Source organism: Nocardia aegles, from assembly GCF_052545135.1.
The window spans coordinates 241,184-258,455 of record NZ_JBQWRI010000007.1; the positions used below are offsets into that span (position 1 = coordinate 241,184).

16 protein-coding genes are annotated in these 17,272 nt (G+C 68.0%); 5 read left to right on the forward strand and 11 right to left on the reverse strand.

Annotation, left to right across the window (positions count from 1 at the left end):
* Positions 1–49: 49 nt before the first annotated feature.
* The 3 genes from ACT89H_RS20640 to dprE1 form a co-directional block, all read right to left on the reverse strand.
* Complete coding sequence (locus tag ACT89H_RS20640; RefSeq protein WP_445110382.1) at positions 50–2,005, reverse strand: galactan 5-O-arabinofuranosyltransferase; 1,956 nt, start codon at positions 2,003–2,005, stop codon at positions 50–52.
* A gap of 209 nt (positions 2,006–2,214) precedes the next feature.
* The gene (gene dprE2, locus ACT89H_RS20645) at positions 2,215–2,976 is read right to left on the reverse strand and encodes a decaprenylphospho-beta-D-erythro-pentofuranosid-2-ulose 2-reductase (protein ID WP_445110255.1); all 762 of its coding nucleotides are present in this window, start codon (positions 2,974–2,976) and stop codon (positions 2,215–2,217) included.
* On the reverse strand, positions 2,973–4,460 hold the full coding sequence (gene dprE1, locus ACT89H_RS20650) for a decaprenylphosphoryl-beta-D-ribose oxidase (protein WP_445110256.1): 1,488 nt from the start codon (positions 4,458–4,460) through the stop codon (positions 2,973–2,975). Before dprE1 ends, dprE2 begins: the two co-directional genes overlap by 4 nt.
* A gap of 208 nt (positions 4,461–4,668) precedes the next feature.
* Between dprE1 and ACT89H_RS20655 the strand changes: the two genes are divergently transcribed.
* The gene (locus tag ACT89H_RS20655; protein WP_445110257.1) at positions 4,669–5,106 is read left to right on the forward strand and encodes a GtrA family protein; all 438 of its coding nucleotides are present in this window, start codon (positions 4,669–4,671) and stop codon (positions 5,104–5,106) included.
* A 238-nt stretch (positions 5,107–5,344) separates the two neighbouring features.
* Here the strand turns inward: ACT89H_RS20655 and ACT89H_RS20660 are convergent, their stop codons facing one another.
* Positions 5,345–5,560 (reverse strand): hypothetical protein, encoded by a 216-nt coding sequence (locus ACT89H_RS20660; protein ID WP_445110258.1) that lies wholly within the window; start codon positions 5,558–5,560, stop codon positions 5,345–5,347.
* 326 nt (positions 5,561–5,886) lie between these two features.
* Between ACT89H_RS20660 and ACT89H_RS20665 the strand changes: the two genes are divergently transcribed.
* On the forward strand, positions 5,887–6,327 hold the full coding sequence (locus tag ACT89H_RS20665; RefSeq protein ID WP_445110259.1) for a MarR family winged helix-turn-helix transcriptional regulator: 441 nt from the start codon (positions 5,887–5,889) through the stop codon (positions 6,325–6,327).
* A 208-nt stretch (positions 6,328–6,535) separates the two neighbouring features.
* Here ACT89H_RS20665 and ACT89H_RS20670 read toward each other — a convergent pair whose 3' ends face one another.
* From ACT89H_RS20670 to ACT89H_RS20680, 3 genes are all read right to left on the reverse strand, one after another.
* Positions 6,536–7,168 carry a pyridoxamine 5'-phosphate oxidase family protein gene (locus ACT89H_RS20670; protein ID WP_445110383.1) on the reverse strand — a complete coding sequence of 211 codons (633 nt, stop codon included), beginning with the start codon at positions 7,166–7,168 and terminating at the stop codon, positions 6,536–6,538.
* A 222-nt stretch (positions 7,169–7,390) separates the two neighbouring features.
* Positions 7,391–9,577 carry a molybdopterin-dependent oxidoreductase gene (locus ACT89H_RS20675; protein ID WP_445110260.1) on the reverse strand — a complete coding sequence of 729 codons (2,187 nt, stop codon included), beginning with the start codon at positions 9,575–9,577 and terminating at the stop codon, positions 7,391–7,393.
* Positions 9,578–9,766: 189 nt separating this feature from the next.
* Entirely contained in the window at positions 9,767–10,285 is a 519-nt protein-coding gene (locus tag ACT89H_RS20680) for a hypothetical protein (RefSeq protein ID WP_445110261.1), read from the reverse strand.
* A gap of 329 nt (positions 10,286–10,614) precedes the next feature.
* Between ACT89H_RS20680 and ACT89H_RS20685 the strand changes: the two genes are divergently transcribed.
* On the forward strand, positions 10,615–11,193 hold the full coding sequence (locus ACT89H_RS20685) for a DUF4282 domain-containing protein (RefSeq protein ID WP_445110262.1): 579 nt from the start codon (positions 10,615–10,617) through the stop codon (positions 11,191–11,193).
* A 106-nt stretch (positions 11,194–11,299) separates the two neighbouring features.
* Here the strand turns inward: ACT89H_RS20685 and ACT89H_RS20690 are convergent, their stop codons facing one another.
* Positions 11,300–11,728 (reverse strand): MarR family winged helix-turn-helix transcriptional regulator, encoded by a 429-nt coding sequence (locus ACT89H_RS20690; protein ID WP_445110263.1) that lies wholly within the window; start codon positions 11,726–11,728, stop codon positions 11,300–11,302.
* Between the two features lie 85 nt (positions 11,729–11,813).
* Between ACT89H_RS20690 and ACT89H_RS20695 the strand changes: the two genes are divergently transcribed.
* Complete coding sequence (locus ACT89H_RS20695) at positions 11,814–13,280, forward strand: MFS transporter (protein WP_445110264.1); 1,467 nt, start codon at positions 11,814–11,816, stop codon at positions 13,278–13,280.
* A gap of 277 nt (positions 13,281–13,557) precedes the next feature.
* On the opposite strand, the gene ACT89H_RS20700 is transcribed toward ACT89H_RS20695, so the two are convergent.
* Both ACT89H_RS20700 and rfbA read right to left on the reverse strand, forming a co-directional pair.
* Complete coding sequence (locus ACT89H_RS20700) at positions 13,558–14,133, reverse strand: dTDP-4-dehydrorhamnose 3,5-epimerase family protein (protein ID WP_445110384.1); 576 nt, start codon at positions 14,131–14,133, stop codon at positions 13,558–13,560.
* Positions 14,134–14,135: 2 nt separating this feature from the next.
* Positions 14,136–15,008, reverse strand: coding sequence for a glucose-1-phosphate thymidylyltransferase RfbA (rfbA, locus tag ACT89H_RS20705; protein WP_445110265.1), 873 nt, complete (start codon positions 15,006–15,008; stop codon positions 14,136–14,138).
* 222 nt (positions 15,009–15,230) lie between these two features.
* On the opposite strand from rfbA, the gene ACT89H_RS20710 reads away from it, so the two are divergent.
* Positions 15,231–16,220 (forward strand): alpha/beta hydrolase, encoded by a 990-nt coding sequence (locus ACT89H_RS20710; protein WP_445110266.1) that lies wholly within the window; start codon positions 15,231–15,233, stop codon positions 16,218–16,220.
* Positions 16,221–16,520: 300 nt separating this feature from the next.
* Here the strand turns inward: ACT89H_RS20710 and ACT89H_RS20715 are convergent, their stop codons facing one another.
* Complete coding sequence (locus ACT89H_RS20715; RefSeq protein ID WP_445110267.1) at positions 16,521–17,219, reverse strand: DUF8020 domain-containing protein; 699 nt, start codon at positions 17,217–17,219, stop codon at positions 16,521–16,523.
* Between the last annotated feature and the right edge of the window lie 53 nt (positions 17,220–17,272).

The following is a 17,272-nucleotide window of genomic DNA, read 5'->3' on the forward strand; positions in this document are numbered from 1 at the left end:
AGTACCGGTCGCGCCGCCGAAGTAGCCGCCCGTCAGCGGGAAGACGAAATCAGCGGTGCACGGTGACGAGGGTGAACGGCCCGATGTCCGTGGTGGTGAAACGTGGATCGGCGAACTGTTCCTTGGGGAAGCTCACCGAGTAGCGCGCCACGTTCGGATCGTTCGGGTAGACGTCTTTGGCCAGCCGCAGCGTGTAAGCGTCGCCGCTGCGCCGGAACAGGAAGGCGTCCGGCGCGCGCCACGGGCTCGCGGCCAGCGCGTCGAGCAATTCCTGCGGCGTCTTCAGCTTGCTCCAGCTTTCGATGGTCGCGGCCCGGCCCGCGAAGTCGGCGAGGGGATTGGCGTAGTGCGACGTGAGCGCCTGGAAGCCGAAGTAGGGATAGAAGGACAGGAAGCTGGTGTCGGCGGTGAGCACGACCGTGTCCGAGCGCGGCTTCCCGGTCTGCGCGGTGAGCGCCTGATCCACCTTGTCGTACTGCGACACGGCCGAGGGAGCCCGCTGGTCGGCGCGAGTGCCGTCGCCGTCGGTGTCGGTATACGCGGTGGTGATTTCGGGCGTCAGCACGCGCGGAATGTCCTGGGCGAACGCCAACGCGCCGATCGTCGCCACCACGATCGCCATGAGCCGGAACCGCGCGGGCTCGTTCAACGCCTGGTAGATCGCCCGCGCGCCCTCCACGAACCCGAACGCGCCCGCGACCGACAGCAGCACCAGCAGCACCGGCTCCAGGCGGAACGACAACAGTGTGGTGCCCGCTGCGGTCGCAGCCATGGACAGCAGGGTCCACAGGTAGATCGCCGCCACCCCGATGCCGAGCGCCTGCGCCCGTCGCGACGACGCGCCGCGCAGCACCAGCCATATGGTGCCGAGCAGGCACAGCCCTCCGAGCAGGGAGAACTGGAACATCGGCAGCGGAAGTTCCGCTCCCGCCTCCGGCAGATAGTGGAGGGCGGTTCCGGAGCTCGCCATCGTGCCGCGCAGCGCCTTCGCCAGGTACGGCGCCCACACGACGAGCGCGACCAGCCCGGCGATCACCGCGATGACCACCAGCCGTGCCAGCGGCGGCACCGCCGCGCGCCGAGCGGGACGGGTCGCGTCCGTCGTCGTGCGAGCACGACGCGGACGGTTGGCGACGCGGCCCGCACGCACCGCGAGGACGGCCGCCACCAGACCCATCAGGGCCACCGCGAAGGCCGCCACGAGGAAGTAGAGGGTGTAGAACGTGGCCGCCCAGCCGAGAAACAGCCCGGTGCCCACCACCGCGCCCCAGCCACCGGCCGTGCGCGGCCGCTGCGTCGATCGAACATCCTCCAGCGGCCGGTGCAGCGCCCCCCAGGCGAGCACGAGCGCGGGCGGCAGCAGCAGCACGATGACGGCGCTGTAGGCCTCGGGCGCGGCGTAGGCCAGGGTGACCGCAGTGCTCGCCGCCGCGACGCCCACCGCCCAGTCCGCGCGGATCAGCTTCGACCACAACACCAGCGCGACCACCGCGGCCACGGCGAGGAATGTGATCGCGTACGGCTTGAACACTTCCCAGCCGTCCATCCCGAGCAGATTCGCCACCCGGCCGCCGATCCAGAACCAGCCCGCGGGATAGAACGACGGCAGATCCGCGTAGGTCATGTCGCGCAGCGCGGCGGAATCGGTGAGCCGGGTGAGGAACTCGGTGCGGAACTCCTGATCCACCGAGACGCCGAACAGATACAGCTTCGTCGCCGCCAGCGGCATGCCGACGGTGAACGTGACGAAGGTCGAAAGACCAACCCAGGACAGCACTTTCGCGATCCAGGGCCATTTGCGCAGCCGCAGCAGCGCGATCGCGACCGCGAGCACGACCGTCGCGCCGACCTGCCCGACCGTGGTCAGCGCCCGCGTCACGTTGGAGGAATTGAACGCCGGCCACTGCACCAGCGAGAACGCGACGAGCCCGACAACGGCCACCGCGGCGGCGACGACCGCGGCGAGCACGGCCTCGCCGGCGCCGGAGGCGATCTGCCGCAGCACGAGCGATCCGCGCCCCGGCGCCGGGACCGGATCGACGGGCTGCGGCGGCGCTTCGTCCGCTGCGGTCACCGTGCTCAACGGACCGCTCCGCGCTCGTCGCACTGGATTACTCGCATGGCGCCTCCGGGTTCACAGGGTCACTCCGTCAGACGATAGGTGCCCGCGCGATCACCGATCACGCGGGCACGAGGTCCGAACTCGATCGCCGATCAGATCGGCAGTCTGCGGAAGATCGAGCGCGGGATGTGCCGCAGCACCATCATCACGTAGCGGAAGGCTCCCGGCGCCCAGACCAGTTCCTTCCCCCGCTGCGACGCCGCGACCGCCAGCGCGGCGACGTCTTCCTTGTCGACGGTGAGCGGAGCCTCTTTCACATGCGCGGAGAACTTGGTCCGCACCATGCCGGGACGGATCACCAGCACGCGGGGGCCGTGCGGCCGCAGCGCCTCGCCGAGCCCGAGGTAGAAGCCGTCCAGACCCGCCTTGGTCGACCCGTAGACGAAGTTCGAGCGGCGCACCCGCTCACCCGCCACCGAGGACATGGCGATGATCCGCCCGAAGCCCTGCGCCTTCATCTTCTCGCCCACCAGCACGCCGACGGAGACCGCGGCGGTGTAGTTGATCTGGGCGACCCGCACCGCCTTGGCCTGGTTCTGCCACAGCTCTTCGGGATCGCCGTCGAGAGCGAAGGCGACGATCGCTACGTCCACGTCGCCCGCGTCCCACGCGGCGTCGATCACCTTGGCGTGACCTTCGGTATCGAGCGCGTCGAAGTCGATGACGTCCACCTGGCTCGCGCCCGCGGCCTTCATCTGGGCGACCGCGCCCTCCCGCAGCGGATCACCGGGCAGTGCCGCGAGGGTGATGCGCGCGGGCCCCTTCTTCAGGTACTCCGCGCAGATTGCCAGGCCGATCTCCGAGGTGCCACCGAGCAGCAGAATCGACTGCGGGTTGCCAACGGCATTGATCACTGCAGCTCCAGCCTTCTCGCCATATCGGACATGAAAACGCCTGTGGGGTCGACGCTACGACGGACCTTGATCCACTCGTCGATCCGGGGATACATCTTGTGGAAAGTCTCGGCGGTGGTCCGCGAGTCCTTCGCCGTGTACAGCCGCCCGCCGAACTCGAGCACGCGTCGGTCGAGTTCGCCGACGAGCTCGTTGAGACCCGGCTTGATCGGGAAGTCGACGCAGATGTTCCAGCCCGGCATCGGGAAGCTCAGCGGGGCCTGGTTGCCCGGGCCGAACAGCTTGAACACGTTCAGCGCCGAGTAGTGCCCCGACGCCTGGATGTCGATGATGATCCGCTTGAACTCCTCGACCGCCTCGGTCGGCACCACGAACTGGTACTGGAGGAAGCCGTTGGAGCCGTAGCCGCGGTTCCACTCCGCGATCATGTCCAGCGGGTGATAGAACTGCGTCAGGTTCTGCACCTTGCCGGTGTAGTTGCCGCCCATCCGGTAGTAGGCCTCGCCGATGGACATCAGCGTCAGCTTGTTCATCGTCCAGTTCGGGAAGATGTCCGGGACGGTCATCAGCTGCGGCGCGTCGAACTTCAGCGGCTTGCTGCGCAACTTCTTGGGCAGTTCGTCGACCTTCGCCAGCCTGCCCCGGGTGATGGTGGCCCGGCCCAGTTTGGGCAGCGGGCTGATCACGTCGAACCAGGCGCTCGAGTACGTGTAGTTCGACTCGCTGCCGTCGCTGTGCGCGGCGATGGTCTCGTCGAGGGTGGTGGTCTTCACGCCGTCGTTGCGGAAGTAGGCGGTCTCCGTCGGCACCATCTCGATGGTCGCGCGCAGGATGATGCCGGTGAGCCCGTTGCCGCCGACGGTCGCCCAGAACAGCTTGGTGTTGCGCTTCGGTGTGATGTGCTGCACCTGCCCGTCGGCGGTGAGCAGATCGATCGAGCGCACGTGGTTGCCGAAGCTGCCCTCGCTGTGATGGTTCTTGCCGTGGATGTCGGAGGCGATCGCGCCGCCGATGGTCACCTGGCGGGTGCCGGGCAGCACCGGGACCCAGAGGCCGAACGGCAGCGCGGCCTTCATGAGCTGATCCAGGCTGACGCCGCCGTCCACGTCCACGATGCGGGTGTCGCGGTCGATCCGGTGGATGTTGTTCAGCGCGGTCATATCGACGACCAGGCCGCCCGCGTTCTGCGCGTGGTCGCCGTAGGAGCGGCCGAGGCCGCGTGCGATCACGCCGCGCCGCAGGTGGGCGGGCTTGCCGTCGTTGTCCTCGGCGACCATGGCGACTGCCTTGGCGATCAGTTCGGGATCGCTGGTCGAGAGCACTTCGGAAGAGGTGGGTGCGGTGCGACCCCACCCGGTCAACGTTCGGGTGCGCGTCGGAAGAGTGAACGCGGTGCCCGCGGCCGGGCCGTCGTTCGTGACGCCGGCGCCTTCGTCGTTCCCGGTTGTCTTGGTGGCGGTCGGAGCTTTCGTGGACATCGGCATAGAGGCTACAGGTATGACGGCAGATCGGAGCGGGGTCGCTCTACCCGCGGGTAGAGACGGACACGTCGGTTCCGAACCGAATCCCGGTTATCGCACGTTCGACGCTACGCTCATCGGCGTGCAAGCCGAACCCCACCTGCCGCTTCCGGCCGAGTTGCCCCTGGTCGACGAGCCCGCCGGCGCGAGCGACGGGCCCGAAGGAGGCAGCATGCGTGACCACGTAGGGTCCCGGGAGCGCCGAATCGCACCCAGCACCGAGGTCGACCTCAAGACGCAGATCATCCGGTTCACCCTCACCGGCGGGTTCTCGGCCGTCGTCGACTACGGGCTCTACAGTCTGCTGCTCAACTTGGTCGGCCTCCCGGTCGGCGTCGCCAAGTCGATCAGCTTCGTGGCGGGCACCACAACGGCTTACCTGATCAACCGCCGCTGGACCTTCCAGGCCCCGCCCAGCCGCGCCCGCTTCCTGGCGGTCGTCGCGCTCTACGCCCTCACCTTCGCGGTGCAAGTCGGCATCAACAACCTGCTCTACTTCACCCTCCCCGGTGAGTGGTGGCGGCAGCCGCTGGCCTTCGTCATCGCCCAGGGCACCGCGACCGTCATCAATTTCGTCGTCCAACGCTTGGTGATCTTCAAGCTCCGCTGAGTGGTGGACTGATCGCTTGTCGCGGCGCAATTGGCCAGACAGTTCCCGATCAACCAGACAGTTCTCGATCAAAAGGGGGGACCTCTGCGGCCGCGAGGGCGGACGCCACGCAGCCAACTGACCCTGTCATCGCCGGCAACAGCCGCCACGAGCGGCACATGGCTGCGGCATATCCCGAGAGACGCTCTCGGTGGTGTGCCACTCGCCGTTCGGCCGTGGCGGTGCCGCTTCCGGCTGGTCAGAACGAGCAGTCGGTGGGACGGCCCGCCCAGCCCCCCTTCAAGAATTTGATGACGGCGCAGAACAGGTCCTCCGACCAGGAACCGGCCGGAGTCACGGCCGAGGTCGTGGCGGCGGGTGCGGCGAGAGGTGTGGCGAGAGGTTCTGCGGCGGCCGAGCCAACCGGAGCGACGAGTCCCGCGAGCACGGCGGTGACGACGATGAGCTTCTTCATCAGGTGTCCTCTTCTGTGGCTGTTGGATGGCGGCTCGTAGCGCCGCATGACCGACTGATCGGTAGCAATCGCTTTGGCGTAACGAATCATGTTGTGCACCAGGGAATTCGACACTGGCGGGTGCTGCACCGCCCCGCTGAAAGCCTCGGTCGAGGCGATGGGTGGCACCCTGCTGCGGCATTGCCCGAGAGTGGTCTCCGTGATGTGCCACTCGCGGGCAGGAGGTGACCTGAGGCCGCTGGACGGCTTCAGGCCCGCTTCCGTTGGCCGGGGTCAGTAGCGTCGACCTATTAGTTGGCTTCGCCAACGAGGTATGGTGGGCTGTCGTGAAGGACACACCCGCGCGCTTGGCCGCGAAGCCGAGTTGGCTGCTCACCCAGTTGGCTGTGCACGCCCACCGGTTGGCGTCCGACAGCTTCGGCGAGGTGGGTGCGCGTGGCTACCACTACCGCATCCTGGCCGCGCTGGACGAGTTCGGGGCGGCCAGTCAGGCCGAGCTCGGCCGCCGGTGCAACATGGACCGCAGCGACGTGGTGGCGGCGATCAACGAACTGGCCGGTCAGGGGTTTGTCGAGCGGACGCCGGACCCGGAGGATCGAAGGCGCAATATCGTGACCCGCACCGAAGCGGGCGATCGGCAGCTGCGGCGCATGGACCGGGCGCTCGACAAGGTGCAGGACGACCTGCTCGGACCGCTGTCGGCCGAGGATCGAGCGGACCTGACCCGCCTGCTCACCCGCCTGCTCGCGCACCACCAGCGGGGGTGAAGGGCGCGTCCACCCCTTGGGGACGCGGTTGGGCAGTCGGCGGACGTGCCTCTAGTTTGTGACATCGCGTGACGAAAAGCCGTGCCTGTCAGTGTCTTCCGCTGGCGCGATGAGCGGAAGGGAGCGGGCCGTGCTGCCACTACTGGTCCGGTCGGTGAAGAGACCGAGCGTGGACCGCTGGCCGGGCCACACGGTGATGCGACGCCCCTCAGGAACCGCTGATAACGGTGTCGGCCAACTCGGCTTTCTCCGCCTTCGCTCCGAAGTAGTCGCCGCCTTTGGCGCGAACGTTGTCGGTGCCCCAGTCACGTTGTTCGCGGGCGGCGGGAACCAGGTGCGGGATGTGCTTGCGGCAGTGGATGTATGCCTCCTCCACGTCTACCACTACCCAGCGTTCGGCGGCGCGGCCCTTGTGGTTGACGGGGAGGTCGGGCACGTTGGCGCGGAGTGCGGGGTCGGAGACGATGCGCGCCGTGCCGTTGATGTGCAATCCGATGAGGTCGCGCACGAAATCGATGAGCAGGATCCCGATGTGCGGGTTTTCCAGAATATTGCCGAGGCTTGCCATGACGCCGTTGCCACGGTATTCCGGATAGGCGATGGTGTGGTCGTCGAGCACATGGAGGAAACCGGGCGGCCCGGCTCGGAAGCTCGAGTCGCATTCGCCGTTTTTGTCGGCTGTGGCGATGAACGCCATATCCATCCGGCCGATGAAATCGATCATCGTCGGATTGAGTCGGTCGAGTACTTGATCGTCGTAGAAGCGCTGCGCTCGATCCTGTGTGCCGTGCCGTTCTTGCAGAACATGTTCCCCGTCGCTGCCACTGTGTCCACCGGGCATCGCAGTCCCCTCCGGTCGCCGGAATGCGGGTTCTAGCAGGCTCGACGTTGAACCGCAGTCGTACCGAGATCGCGTCGATTTTCGATGAGAACCGCTCGGCGAAACGTCGAAATCCCCGTTGAGAATGCCTCTTATCTCGCTGTGGCGCAAGTATCTCCGACAGTTTGCCAAAAGACGACCGGCCGGAATATTTTCCGGAAGGTCAGGATTTGCTGGATCGGGTCAGGCCGGAGCCAGCGTCACCGGAACACCGTTGAACACGGCGTTGCCGGAGGGCGCGTCGACCACCGAATCATCGGTCAGCGCATTGGCGTTGACGCCCGCGTGCGTGCGGGCCACGGTCTGCGCGCTGTCGCCGTGACCCCATCCGTGCGGCAGGCTCACCACGCCGGGCATGATGGTCTCGGTCGGCTCCAAGGGAACCGTCAGCGTTCCGGCGGCCGATTTCACCACCGCGTGATCGCGGAGCCCGAGCCGGGCCACATCGGCCGGATTGATATGCAGCGTACAGCGATTCGATCCGCTCACCAGCGTCGCGATGTTGTGCATCCAGCTGTTGTTGGACCGCAGCTGCCGCCGCCCGATCAGGACGATCTCCGGCGCGGCGTCGGACAGGCGCGCTCGCATCCGCGCCACGTCGTCCAGCAGCGGCTGCGGGGCCAGGTCCACCCGTCCGCTCGCGGTGCGCAATACACCCGGCAATCGCGGCCGCAACGGGCCGAGGTCGATGCCGTGCGGGTGGTCCAAGAGCACTTGCAGATTGAGTGTGCCACCGTTCCATTCGCCGTACGGCCCGAGGCGCAGCATCAGGTCGATGCGCTGCTCGGTGCTGTTCTCGCCGATCAGATCGCCACGCCGCTCGGGAATCCCCGCCTGGTGCAGCATGCCCGCGATGACGAGCTCGTCCACGGCGGTCAGCGGGTCCACCCCAGCGGAGCCGTCGTGCGGCCTGCCGGTCAGCGCGGCGGCGAGACGAGCCACGATGGCGGGCTCGGAAGGCCGGTCGCCCAGCGGCACCAGTGGGCGCGAGTAGCGCGTGTAGTTGCGCACGGCGAAGTGCAGCAGCGCGAAGTCGTAGTGCGGGGACTGGGTGGGACGCGGAGGAGGCAGGATCACATCGGCGTGCCTGGTGGTCTCGTTCACGTACCGGTCCACGCTCACCATGAAGTCGAGTTGGGCGAACGCCTCGTCCAGCCGTGCGCCGCTCGGTGCGGACAGCACCGGATTACCCGCGACCGTCAGCAGGGCGCGGATCTGGCCTTCGCCCGGCGTGGTGATCTCGGCGGCGAGCGTCGCGACGGGCAGCTCGCCCATTGCCTCGGGCAGCCCGCGGACCCGGCTGGTCCAGCGTCCGGGGCGAAACGGCGTGGTGCGCGGGATACCGCCGGCCGCGGCGGTGGCGAACATCGCACCGCCGGGGGAGTCGAGGTTGCCGGTCAGCGCGTTGATCGCGTCGACGAGCCACTGCGTGATCGTGCCGAATTCGGCAGTGCACGTGCCGATCCGGGCGTACACCGCGGCGGTCGGCGCCGCCGCGAGTTCACGGGCGAGCCGCACGATGGTGGATGCGGGCACGCCGGTGCGTGTCGCGACCGTCTCCGGATCGAACGCGGCGGCGGCCGTGCGCAATTCGTCCAGGCCGGTGACCTCGACGCGCAGATCGGTCAATTGTTCGGCGAAACGCGTGTGCACGATCCCGAACAGCAGGTACGCATCGCTGCCCGGCCGGATGAACAGGTGCTCGTCGGCGAGTTTCGCGGTGCGGGTAACCCGTGGATCGACCACCACGAAGCGGCCGCCGCGCCCGCGTAGCGCCTTCAGCCTGCCCGGGAAATCCGGTGCCGTGCACAGCGAGCCGTTCGACTCCAGCGGATTGGCCCCCAGCATCAGCAAGTAATCGGTGCGGTCGAGGTCGGGCACCGGCACGGTGCGCGGATCGCCGAACATCAGCCCACTGGCCACCTGCTTGGGCATCTGGTCGGCGGTGCTGGCGGAGTAGATGTTCTTGGTGCCCAGCGCGCGTAGCAGCGCGGGCAGGTACAGCGTGCCTGCCACGGTGTGCGCGTTGGGATTGCCCAAGTAGGCCGCGGCCGATTGGCTTCCGTGCTCGGCCACGACTGCGGGAAACCGCTCGGCGATGTAATCGAAGGCTTCGTCCCAGGTCGCGGTGCGCCAGGCGCCGGTCGCGCGATCGCGGATCAGCGGTTCGGTCACCCGATCCGGGTCCTGGTCGAGGTGGCCGAAGCTGGCTCCCTTGGGGCAGATGAAGCCCTTGCTGAAGGGGTCGCTGCGGTCGCCGCGGACCGAGGTCACATGGTTGTCGGGGTCCAGGGTGATTTCCAGGCCGCAGACCGCCTCACAGAGCGGGCAGGTCCGCAGCAGATTGCGCGATTGCGTGATCGGGGTCATACCCCATCCTTGCGTTCCGCGGTCGAACTGAAAAGAGAACGCGTGATGTCGGCAACGCCGAACGACCGGTACCCGGCAGCGCTCCGGGGTGGGGATCCGGAGCGCCGGGACGGATACCGGTCGCCAACAGGCCGGGTAGCGCGGCCCCGGCCCGCGATCAGCAGGTGAATTCGGTCAGAGGTGCGCTGTTCAGCAAGCGATGGTCAGCTTGGCGCGGCGCGAGGAGGTGGCGGCGCGCACGGCCGCGGCGATCGCGACGACCGGCGGTACCCAGCGGGCCTCGGCGGGCGCGACGCCCCAGCAGGCCGAACCGGCCGAGAGCTGGGTGGGCGGCAGCGGGATGCCCGCGCCGTCGGTGTACACGGTGGCGCCGGCCTCGCGCAGCGCCTCGAGCGCCATCGCGGCCTTGCGGACGCCGGTGACCAGGTGGATCTCGCGACGTTCCGCGCCCGGAATCTCGATCACCGGACCGGACAGGTTGTTCGCCCGCAGGAAGCGGCGGACCTCGCCGGCCAGTTCGCCGGTGACCTCGATGCCGGACAGGTCGTTGTCGGTGATCAGGCTCAGACCGTTGGCCGTTTCGGCGACCGTCCATCCGCGCTGGTTGTAATCCTGCGCAGCGGCGGTCGGCTCGGCCGCCGTGACGGAAGTCGGAAACGTGGTGCGCACTGTCTTCTCCATTCCCCGGTAGATCTCTGGGTCCTGCATTCATGGGTCGTATCGGCTGGGGGCGCCGTGGGCGTTACGGGTTCTCCGAAAGAATTTCCGGAGTGTCACCTACGTCTCATTTCCGAGGGGTGGATCCGTGTGCCGCCGGGCGTCCCGAGGTGGCTCGCCATGGTTGCCACGCAGCTACTTTCGGCCGTGGACCTGGCCACTCGCTGCGCGGGAGCTGTGAGGTCGCTGTGGGGGGTGTGATGGGTGTTGCGGGTGCGAAAACATACCGGCGGCGGGTGTTTCCCGGCTGGATACGCGCGCCCCCGGCAGGGAGGATTCTCGGCATGAGCCTCGAGCCTCGGGCGGAAAGAGGACACGACATGAGTGATGCATCCAACGGAACCGGCGCGCCGGCGGGCGGCGCGCTCGCGGACGCCGACGAGCATGAGCCCGAGTCGCGCTCGATCAGGTGGAAAGAGTCGGCGGCCGAGCGGTTCTCCGGGACCGTCTCCGACGAAGAACAACCCGCCGAGCCGTTCCGCAGCCCGCGGGCGTTCGCACAGTGGAGCGCCGCGGCTGCGCGCGCCCTGCTCGACGTGCAGTTCCACCGCCCGGCCACCCGCACACTCCTGCCGCTGGCCTACATCCTGGGTCTGGTGTTCGCCTTCGCTGTGCCCATCACGCTGACGGTCTCGGCATGGCGGATGTCCGCGGTGCTCGGCGTGCTCGCCGCGGTGCTCGGCGTGCCGCTCGGCCTGACCATCGCCGCCGCCGTCCGCCTGATACTCGAGTTCCTGGTGAACGCTTCACGCCTGGCGACCAGGGTGGAGCACATCAGTGAACTGGCCGACGACCTCTTCCAGGCGTTGTCGGACGTGGCCGAGCCGGTCAACCAGCTGTCCGAAGACGTTCGGGCGGTGCAGTTCTGGCGCTTCCGCAAGCGAAACCCGCGCAGGTAGCGACGAAATCGCGCCGCGCGGAAGTATTTGACGCACGGTAGTTTTCGGCCCAGCTGCGGATCGCGGCTATCACGACGGCATGGCGGTATGGCCTCGAGCGCGCTGATCAGCACTTGGGCGAACCCGGCAGCGCCCAGGTGTCGCTCAATACCGCGCGGTGGGTGGGCAGGGCCTGCTCGTGGACCTCGCGGCCCTTCTCGGTGAGGCAGACGAACACGGCGCGGCGGTCTTGCTCACACATGGTGCGCTGGACGAGTCCGTCGCGCTCCAGCCGCGCCACGGCCCGTGACAGTGCGCTCTGGCTGAGGTAGATGTCGTTGGCGAGGTCACTCATCCGATAGTCGCCGCAGTTGGCGTCGACGAGCCGGTCCAGCGTCTCGAATTCGCTGAGCCCGATGTGATGGCCGTTCTGGAGCGCTTTCTCCAGCGCGCAACTCACCGCCGCGTGCCGGTCGAGCAGCTCACGCCACTCTCCAACGAGCCCGGCCGGTGCGGGAGCGCGCCGGGTTGTGCTCAGGGTGGTCGGCTTCGACATGGCCCCATCTTAGTGGGTCCGCATAATCTATGCAATCGCATTTAATGTATTGGCATCTAATGCACGTGCATGTAAAGTTCGCCGCATGACTTCACCGACAACGCTTTCGGCCGCTCCGGCGAGCGGTCCGGCCAGATGGTCAGCCCGGCTCTGGGGCATGCTGATCACCCTGTGCATCGTGTTGTTCCTCGACGGCCTCGACGTCTCGATGATCGGTGTCGCGCTGCCGTCCATCGGTGCAGAACTCGATCTGTCCACCTCGACCCTGCAATGGCTGATCAGCGGTTACGTCCTCGGCTACGGCGGTCTGCTGCTGCTCGGCGGCCGCACCGCAGACCTGCTCGGGCGGCGCAAGGTCTTCCTGATCGCGCTCGCGGTCTTCGCGGTCGCCTCGCTGGCCGGCGGTCTGGTCAGCTCCGGTCCGCTGCTGATCCTCACCCGCTTCGTCAAGGGCCTCGCCGCCGCGTTCACCGCGCCGACCGGCCTGTCCATCATCACGACGAACTTCGCCGAGGGTCCCGCCCGCAACAAGGCGCTGTCCATCTACACGGTGTTCGGCGCGGGCGGCTACTCCATGGGCCTGCTGTTCGGCGGTCTGATGACCGGTGTCGGCTGGCGCTGGACATTCTTGCTGCCGGTGCCGATCGCGCTCGCCGCGCTGGTCGCCGCCCTCGCGCTGGTGCCCAAGGACAGGCCCGCCGAGGACGGCGGACACGACCTCCTGGGGGCGCTGCTGTCCACCGCCGCCATGCTGCTGCTGGTCTACACCGTGGTCGCCGCGCCGGAAGTGGGCTGGGCGTCGGTGCGCACCATCGGTTCGTTCGTCGCGGTCGCCGCTCTGTTCGCCGGGTTCGTCGCGGTGGAGAAGCGGGTGCGCTACCCGCTGGTTCGCCTCGGGATCCTGCGCAAGGCCTCGCTGGTGCGGGCCGGTCTCGCAATCGTCGCGGTGGCGGGGTCCTACTTCAGCTGGCAGTTCATCGTGACCCTGTACCTGCAGGACACTCTCGGCTGGTCTCCGTTGCAGCTGGCCATGGCGCTGCTGCCGGTCGGTCTGCTGGTGGTGTTGTCGGCCTTCTTCTCCGACAGGCTTGTCGATCGTCTCGGCACCGGCCCGGTGATCGCGGTGACCACGACCGTGATGGCCGTCGGTTACCTGCTGTTCCTGCGGCTGGACACCGCTCCTTCCTATCTGACGATGTTGCTGCCCGCGGTGCTGCTCATCGGTATCGGGTGGGTCGGCTTCCCGGCCATCAACATCCAGGCCACCAACGGCATCGACGACGAGGAACAGGGTCTCGCCGCCGGCGTGCTCCAAACGTCCATGCAGGTCGGTGCGGCCATCGTGCTCGCGGTGACCACGGCGATCATCTCCTCCGGCGCGCACGCCGACATCTCGGCCGCCGGGATGCTCGACACCTACCGTCCCGGTCTGGAGTTCGCCGCGGGCGTGTCCATCGTCGGCGCGCTTGTCGCCCTGCTGGCCTTCGTGCCGCGGTTGCGCGGTCAGGATCGGGCGGCGAACGAGAAGAAGGAACTGCAACCCGTCGGCTGACCGAGGTGGTGAACGCCCAGCGCCGTCACCCGGAATCGGGTGGCGGCGCGACTGTGCGGCTGCCAGCCCTCGGCCTCGGGTTCCGGAGCGCCTGCGCCCGGCTGTGGTGGCGGCTGCTCGGTCTCGCTCAGTCCGGCGCGGGACTCGAGCCCGACCGTGCCGCGTTGTGTTCATGGCGCGGCTGCCCGGTCCGACTCCGTCCGGTGCCATGGCCTGCCTTGCCCGATGCGGCCCGCGTTGCCTCGCCGCACGGTCCGGTGCCGACGTCAGAATGCCCCTATGTCCGGCCGCTTATCCGTCCGGACCGCGAAAACGGCGGGGCGACGGCGTCTTTCGCGGATCGAATGAACGCGAGTGCCCGGCCGTCGCGTCCGACCCGCGGCCACTCGATGCCGAGCGTTGGATCGAACGCGTCGATATCGTGGTCGAACTCCGGCTGATATTCCAGGGAGCACAGGTAGGTGACCGTCGAGCCGTCCTCCAGCGAGAGGATCGCGTGGCCGAGTCCTTCGGACAGGAAGACCGAGCGCCGGTCGACGTCGTCGAGCAGCACGCTGTCCCAGCGGCCGTAGGTCGGCGAGCCGGGGCGCAGGTCGACGACCACGTCGAGGAACGCGCCACGCACGCAGGTCACGTACTTGGCCTGACCGGGCGGGTCGTCGGTGTAGTGGATGCCGCGCAGCACCCCGGCCGCCGAGACCGAGCAGTTGACCTGTCGCAGGTCGAACGGACGCCCGGTCACCTTCTCGAACTCCGAGGCCTTGAAGCCCTCGAGGAACATGCCGCGGTGGTCGCCGTGCCGGCGCGGCGTGATCACCCACGCGCCCGGCACCGTGAGTTCCCGGAACTCCATGCTCACCAGTCCCGACCGCGTTCGAGCAGATCGAGCAGGTAGCGGCCGTAACCGGAGCGGACCAGCGGTTCGGCGAGCGCGCACAACTGCTCGTCGTCGATGAAGCCCATCCGCCAGGCCACCTCCTCCGGCACGCCGATCTTGAGGCCCTGCCGCTCCTCGATGGTGCGTACGTAATTGGCGGCGTCGAGCAGGGAATCGAAGGTACCGGTGTCCAGCCAGGCGGTACCGCGGGCGAGCACGTCCACGCTCAGACGATCCTGTTCCAAGTAGGCGCGATTGATGTCGGTGATCTCGTACTCGCCGCGGGCGGACGGACGCAGCGACCTGGCGATCTCCACCACGTCGTTGTCGTAGAAGTACAGCCCCGGAATGGCGTAGTTCGATCGCGGTGTCTTGGGCTTCTCCTCGATGGACACCGCGCGTCCTTCGGTGAACTCCACCACGCCGTAGGCGGTCGGGTCGGAAACCCAGTAGGCGAACACCGCGCCGCCGTCGATGCCGTGGAAGCGATTCAGACTGGTGCCGAGGCCGGGGCCGTGGAAGATGTTGTCGCCGAGTACCAGCGCGGCGCAATCTGTGCCGATGTGATCGGCGCCGAGGACGAAAGCCCTGGCCAGGCCGTCCGGCTCGGGCTGGACCACGTAGCTCAGCGACAGCCCGAACTGCGTGCCGTCGCCGAGCAGGCGCCGGAACGCGGCCGCGTCCGCCGGCGTCGTGATCACCAGGATGTCCCTGATCCCCGCGAGCATCAGCGTGGACAGGGGGTAGTAGACCATGGGTTTGTCGTAGACCGGGACCAGCTGCTTGCTCACCCCGCGCGTGATCGGGTGTAACCGGGAGCCGGTGCCGCCCGCCAGAATGATTCCGCGCATGCCCTGGAGTCTGCCAGTCGTACGGCCGCGGGATTCGGTGAGGTTCCGAGTAGTCCTCGATTCGGTTACGGGCGTTTCGCCGCCGCGGGGTTGGAGCGATTCTGTTGCATAGGTCACAAGCGCATGGTGTTCGGAAAGACACTGTGTGAGATGTCGGCGCCGACAGCTCGCCCTGGGACGGTCCGGTCGTGATAGGCGCGCCAGTTGTGAGGTAGGTACGCGATGGCGACCAGAGACGGCGAGCCCGGTGTGGTGATGAATCCGCAGGGCCCCAGCCCGCAATCACGCTTGCTGCTGGCCACCTGCATGGGCGTGGTCCGACCGGCGCTGCGAACCGTCCCGGTGACCAGGGTGACCATTCCGGTCGGCGCGGTCACCGTCGACGGGCTGGCGCGGCTGCGTCCTCGACCGCACGGGATCGATCGGGAGCAGGTGTCGCTGCGCGGCATCCGCCTGGAGATCATTCGCCCGGCCGGTGCGTCGCGTGCGTTGCGGCACGGCGCGGTGCTGTACATGCACGGCGGCGGCTTCGCGATCTGCAATACCCGCAGCCACCGCCCGGTCGCCGCGAGCCTGGCGCGCCGCACCGGCCTGCCGGTGATCAACGTCGAGTACCGCCAGCTGCCCCGTACGCGGATCAGCGAGTCGGTGCGCGACTGTCTGGCGGCCTACCGCTGGCTGCTGCGTCACGGAGCGGATCCGGGGCGGATCATCTTCGTGGGCGATTCGGCGGGCGGATACCTCGGCTTCGCGACCGCCCTGCTGGCTCTGGAGTCGGGGCTGCGCGCGCCGGCCGGGCTGGTCGGATTGAGTCCGCTGCTCGACCTGGACTACCGGGCGAAGCGGGATTACGTGAACCTCGCGCGCGATCCGTACATCCCGCTGTCGGCGCTGGAAGCCGTGGTGCGCATCGGCGCCGAGGTCGACGGGACGCTGGATCCGAGCCTGTCGCCGGTCAACGCGGTGCTGTCCGCGCTTCCGCCCGTGCTACTGATCGCCGCGGAGGACGAGGTGCTGCGCTTCGACTGCGAATTGATGGCGCAGCGGCTCACCGCGGCGGGCGTGCCGAACGCCCTGGAACTGTGGCGCGGCCAGGTGCACGCCTTCATGAGCATCGCGCCCAACCTGCCGGAGAGCAGGGCGGCGCTGGCCCGGGTCGCACGGTTCGTGCGTGCCCGCATCGGGGACGACCAACAGGCGCGGACGGCTTGACCGTCCCGCCTTTCCAGGCGAGCCTCGCCCCGCACTCGGCCGGGACGGGGCTCGCGTCCTGTGTGGGGCGCGCTGTTTCAGGGTGTAGCTCGGGGGTGGGGCCCGCCAGGGGAAGCTATTAGTTCCGAATTGAAGTTATTTGCCCTTGATAGTTCAGGCCGACGCCCGGAAAAATCTCGTTGGTTACATTTTGTCCATCTATTGTTCATCTGATAGGCAGCAGAAATACTCGAAGCCCCGCCCGCGCAACCGCGCGGGCGGGGCTTCGATTCGTTTCAGTTGTGTGCGTTCAGGCGTGGATTACTTCGGCGCGTTGAACGGCTGGTTGATCGTCGTGACGTACTGGATCGCGGCGAGAATCGCGACCGGAGCGGTCACGAACAGCTGGCCCGCCAGGGTGCCCAGGAAGCCGACGGCGGCCGCACCGGCGATGCAGCCGGCGATCGGGCCCGCGCCGAACAGGGTCAGCAGCGCACCGGTCAGGACCAGGCCCACGCCGGCGCCCGCGACGCAGCCGAGGGCCGCGCCGCTGAGGCCACCGACCAGGGTGCCGATGGTGGCACCGGTGGAGATGGTGTCCTTCATGCGGTTGAAGGCGGCCTGCTCACGGTCGTACTCGGTCTTCCACGGCGCCTTGTCCTCGAACGGCAGGGCGACGGGCTTGTAGACCGCGTGCTCCATGTCGTACTGCGGCATCAGGACGGCGGTGTGGTCGGAGATCTCGGCAGCAATCGGGAACTCGAAGTCGTCGACGCGGAACTTCAGCTCGGTACCGGCCACGGTGGCTCCGTTGGCGGCCTTGATCTTGAACACGCCGTCCTCGTTGACCAGCGAGCCGCTGTCGGTCTTGATAATGGTCGACACCGGGGTGGCGGCCGCGCTCCAGTTCACCACGCCGCTGTCGGCTTCGGTGGCCGGATCCGCGTAGACGGTGCCGGCGGTGACGCCGAGAGCGGCGATCAGCAGTGCCGACGTCGCGGCGAATTTCCTCATCAGCATTTTGTTTGGAACCTCGATTGAAGCGTTCGGAGGGGACTAGAGGAGCAAAATCT

Bases quoted from the DNA above. Each gene is read 5' to 3' on its own strand.
- dprE1 (WP_445110256.1), bottom strand. From the start codon at position 4,460: ATGCCGATGTCCACGAAAGCTCCGACCGCCACCAAGACAACCGGGAAC.
- ACT89H_RS20655 (WP_445110257.1), top strand. From the start codon at position 4,669: ATGCGTGACCACGTAGGGTCCCGGGAGCGCCGAATCGCACCCAGCACC.
- ACT89H_RS20660 (WP_445110258.1), bottom strand. From the start codon at position 5,560: ATGAAGAAGCTCATCGTCGTCACCGCCGTGCTCGCGGGACTCGTCGCT.
- ACT89H_RS20670 (WP_445110383.1), bottom strand. From the start codon at position 7,168: ATGCCCGGTGGACACAGTGGCAGCGACGGGGAACATGTTCTGCAAGAA.
- ACT89H_RS20675 (WP_445110260.1), bottom strand. From the start codon at position 9,577: ATGACCCCGATCACGCAATCGCGCAATCTGCTGCGGACCTGCCCGCTC.
- ACT89H_RS20680 (WP_445110261.1), bottom strand. From the start codon at position 10,285: ATGCAGGACCCAGAGATCTACCGGGGAATGGAGAAGACAGTGCGCACC.
- ACT89H_RS20685 (WP_445110262.1), top strand. From the start codon at position 10,615: ATGAGTGATGCATCCAACGGAACCGGCGCGCCGGCGGGCGGCGCGCTC.
- ACT89H_RS20690 (WP_445110263.1), bottom strand. From the start codon at position 11,728: ATGTCGAAGCCGACCACCCTGAGCACAACCCGGCGCGCTCCCGCACCG.
- ACT89H_RS20695 (WP_445110264.1), top strand. From the start codon at position 11,814: ATGACTTCACCGACAACGCTTTCGGCCGCTCCGGCGAGCGGTCCGGCC.
- ACT89H_RS20700 (WP_445110384.1), bottom strand. From the start codon at position 14,133: ATGGAGTTCCGGGAACTCACGGTGCCGGGCGCGTGGGTGATCACGCCG.
- rfbA (WP_445110265.1), bottom strand. From the start codon at position 15,008: ATGCGCGGAATCATTCTGGCGGGCGGCACCGGCTCCCGGTTACACCCG.
- ACT89H_RS20710 (WP_445110266.1), top strand. From the start codon at position 15,231: ATGGCGACCAGAGACGGCGAGCCCGGTGTGGTGATGAATCCGCAGGGC.
- ACT89H_RS20715 (WP_445110267.1), bottom strand. From the start codon at position 17,219: ATGCTGATGAGGAAATTCGCCGCGACGTCGGCACTGCTGATCGCCGCT.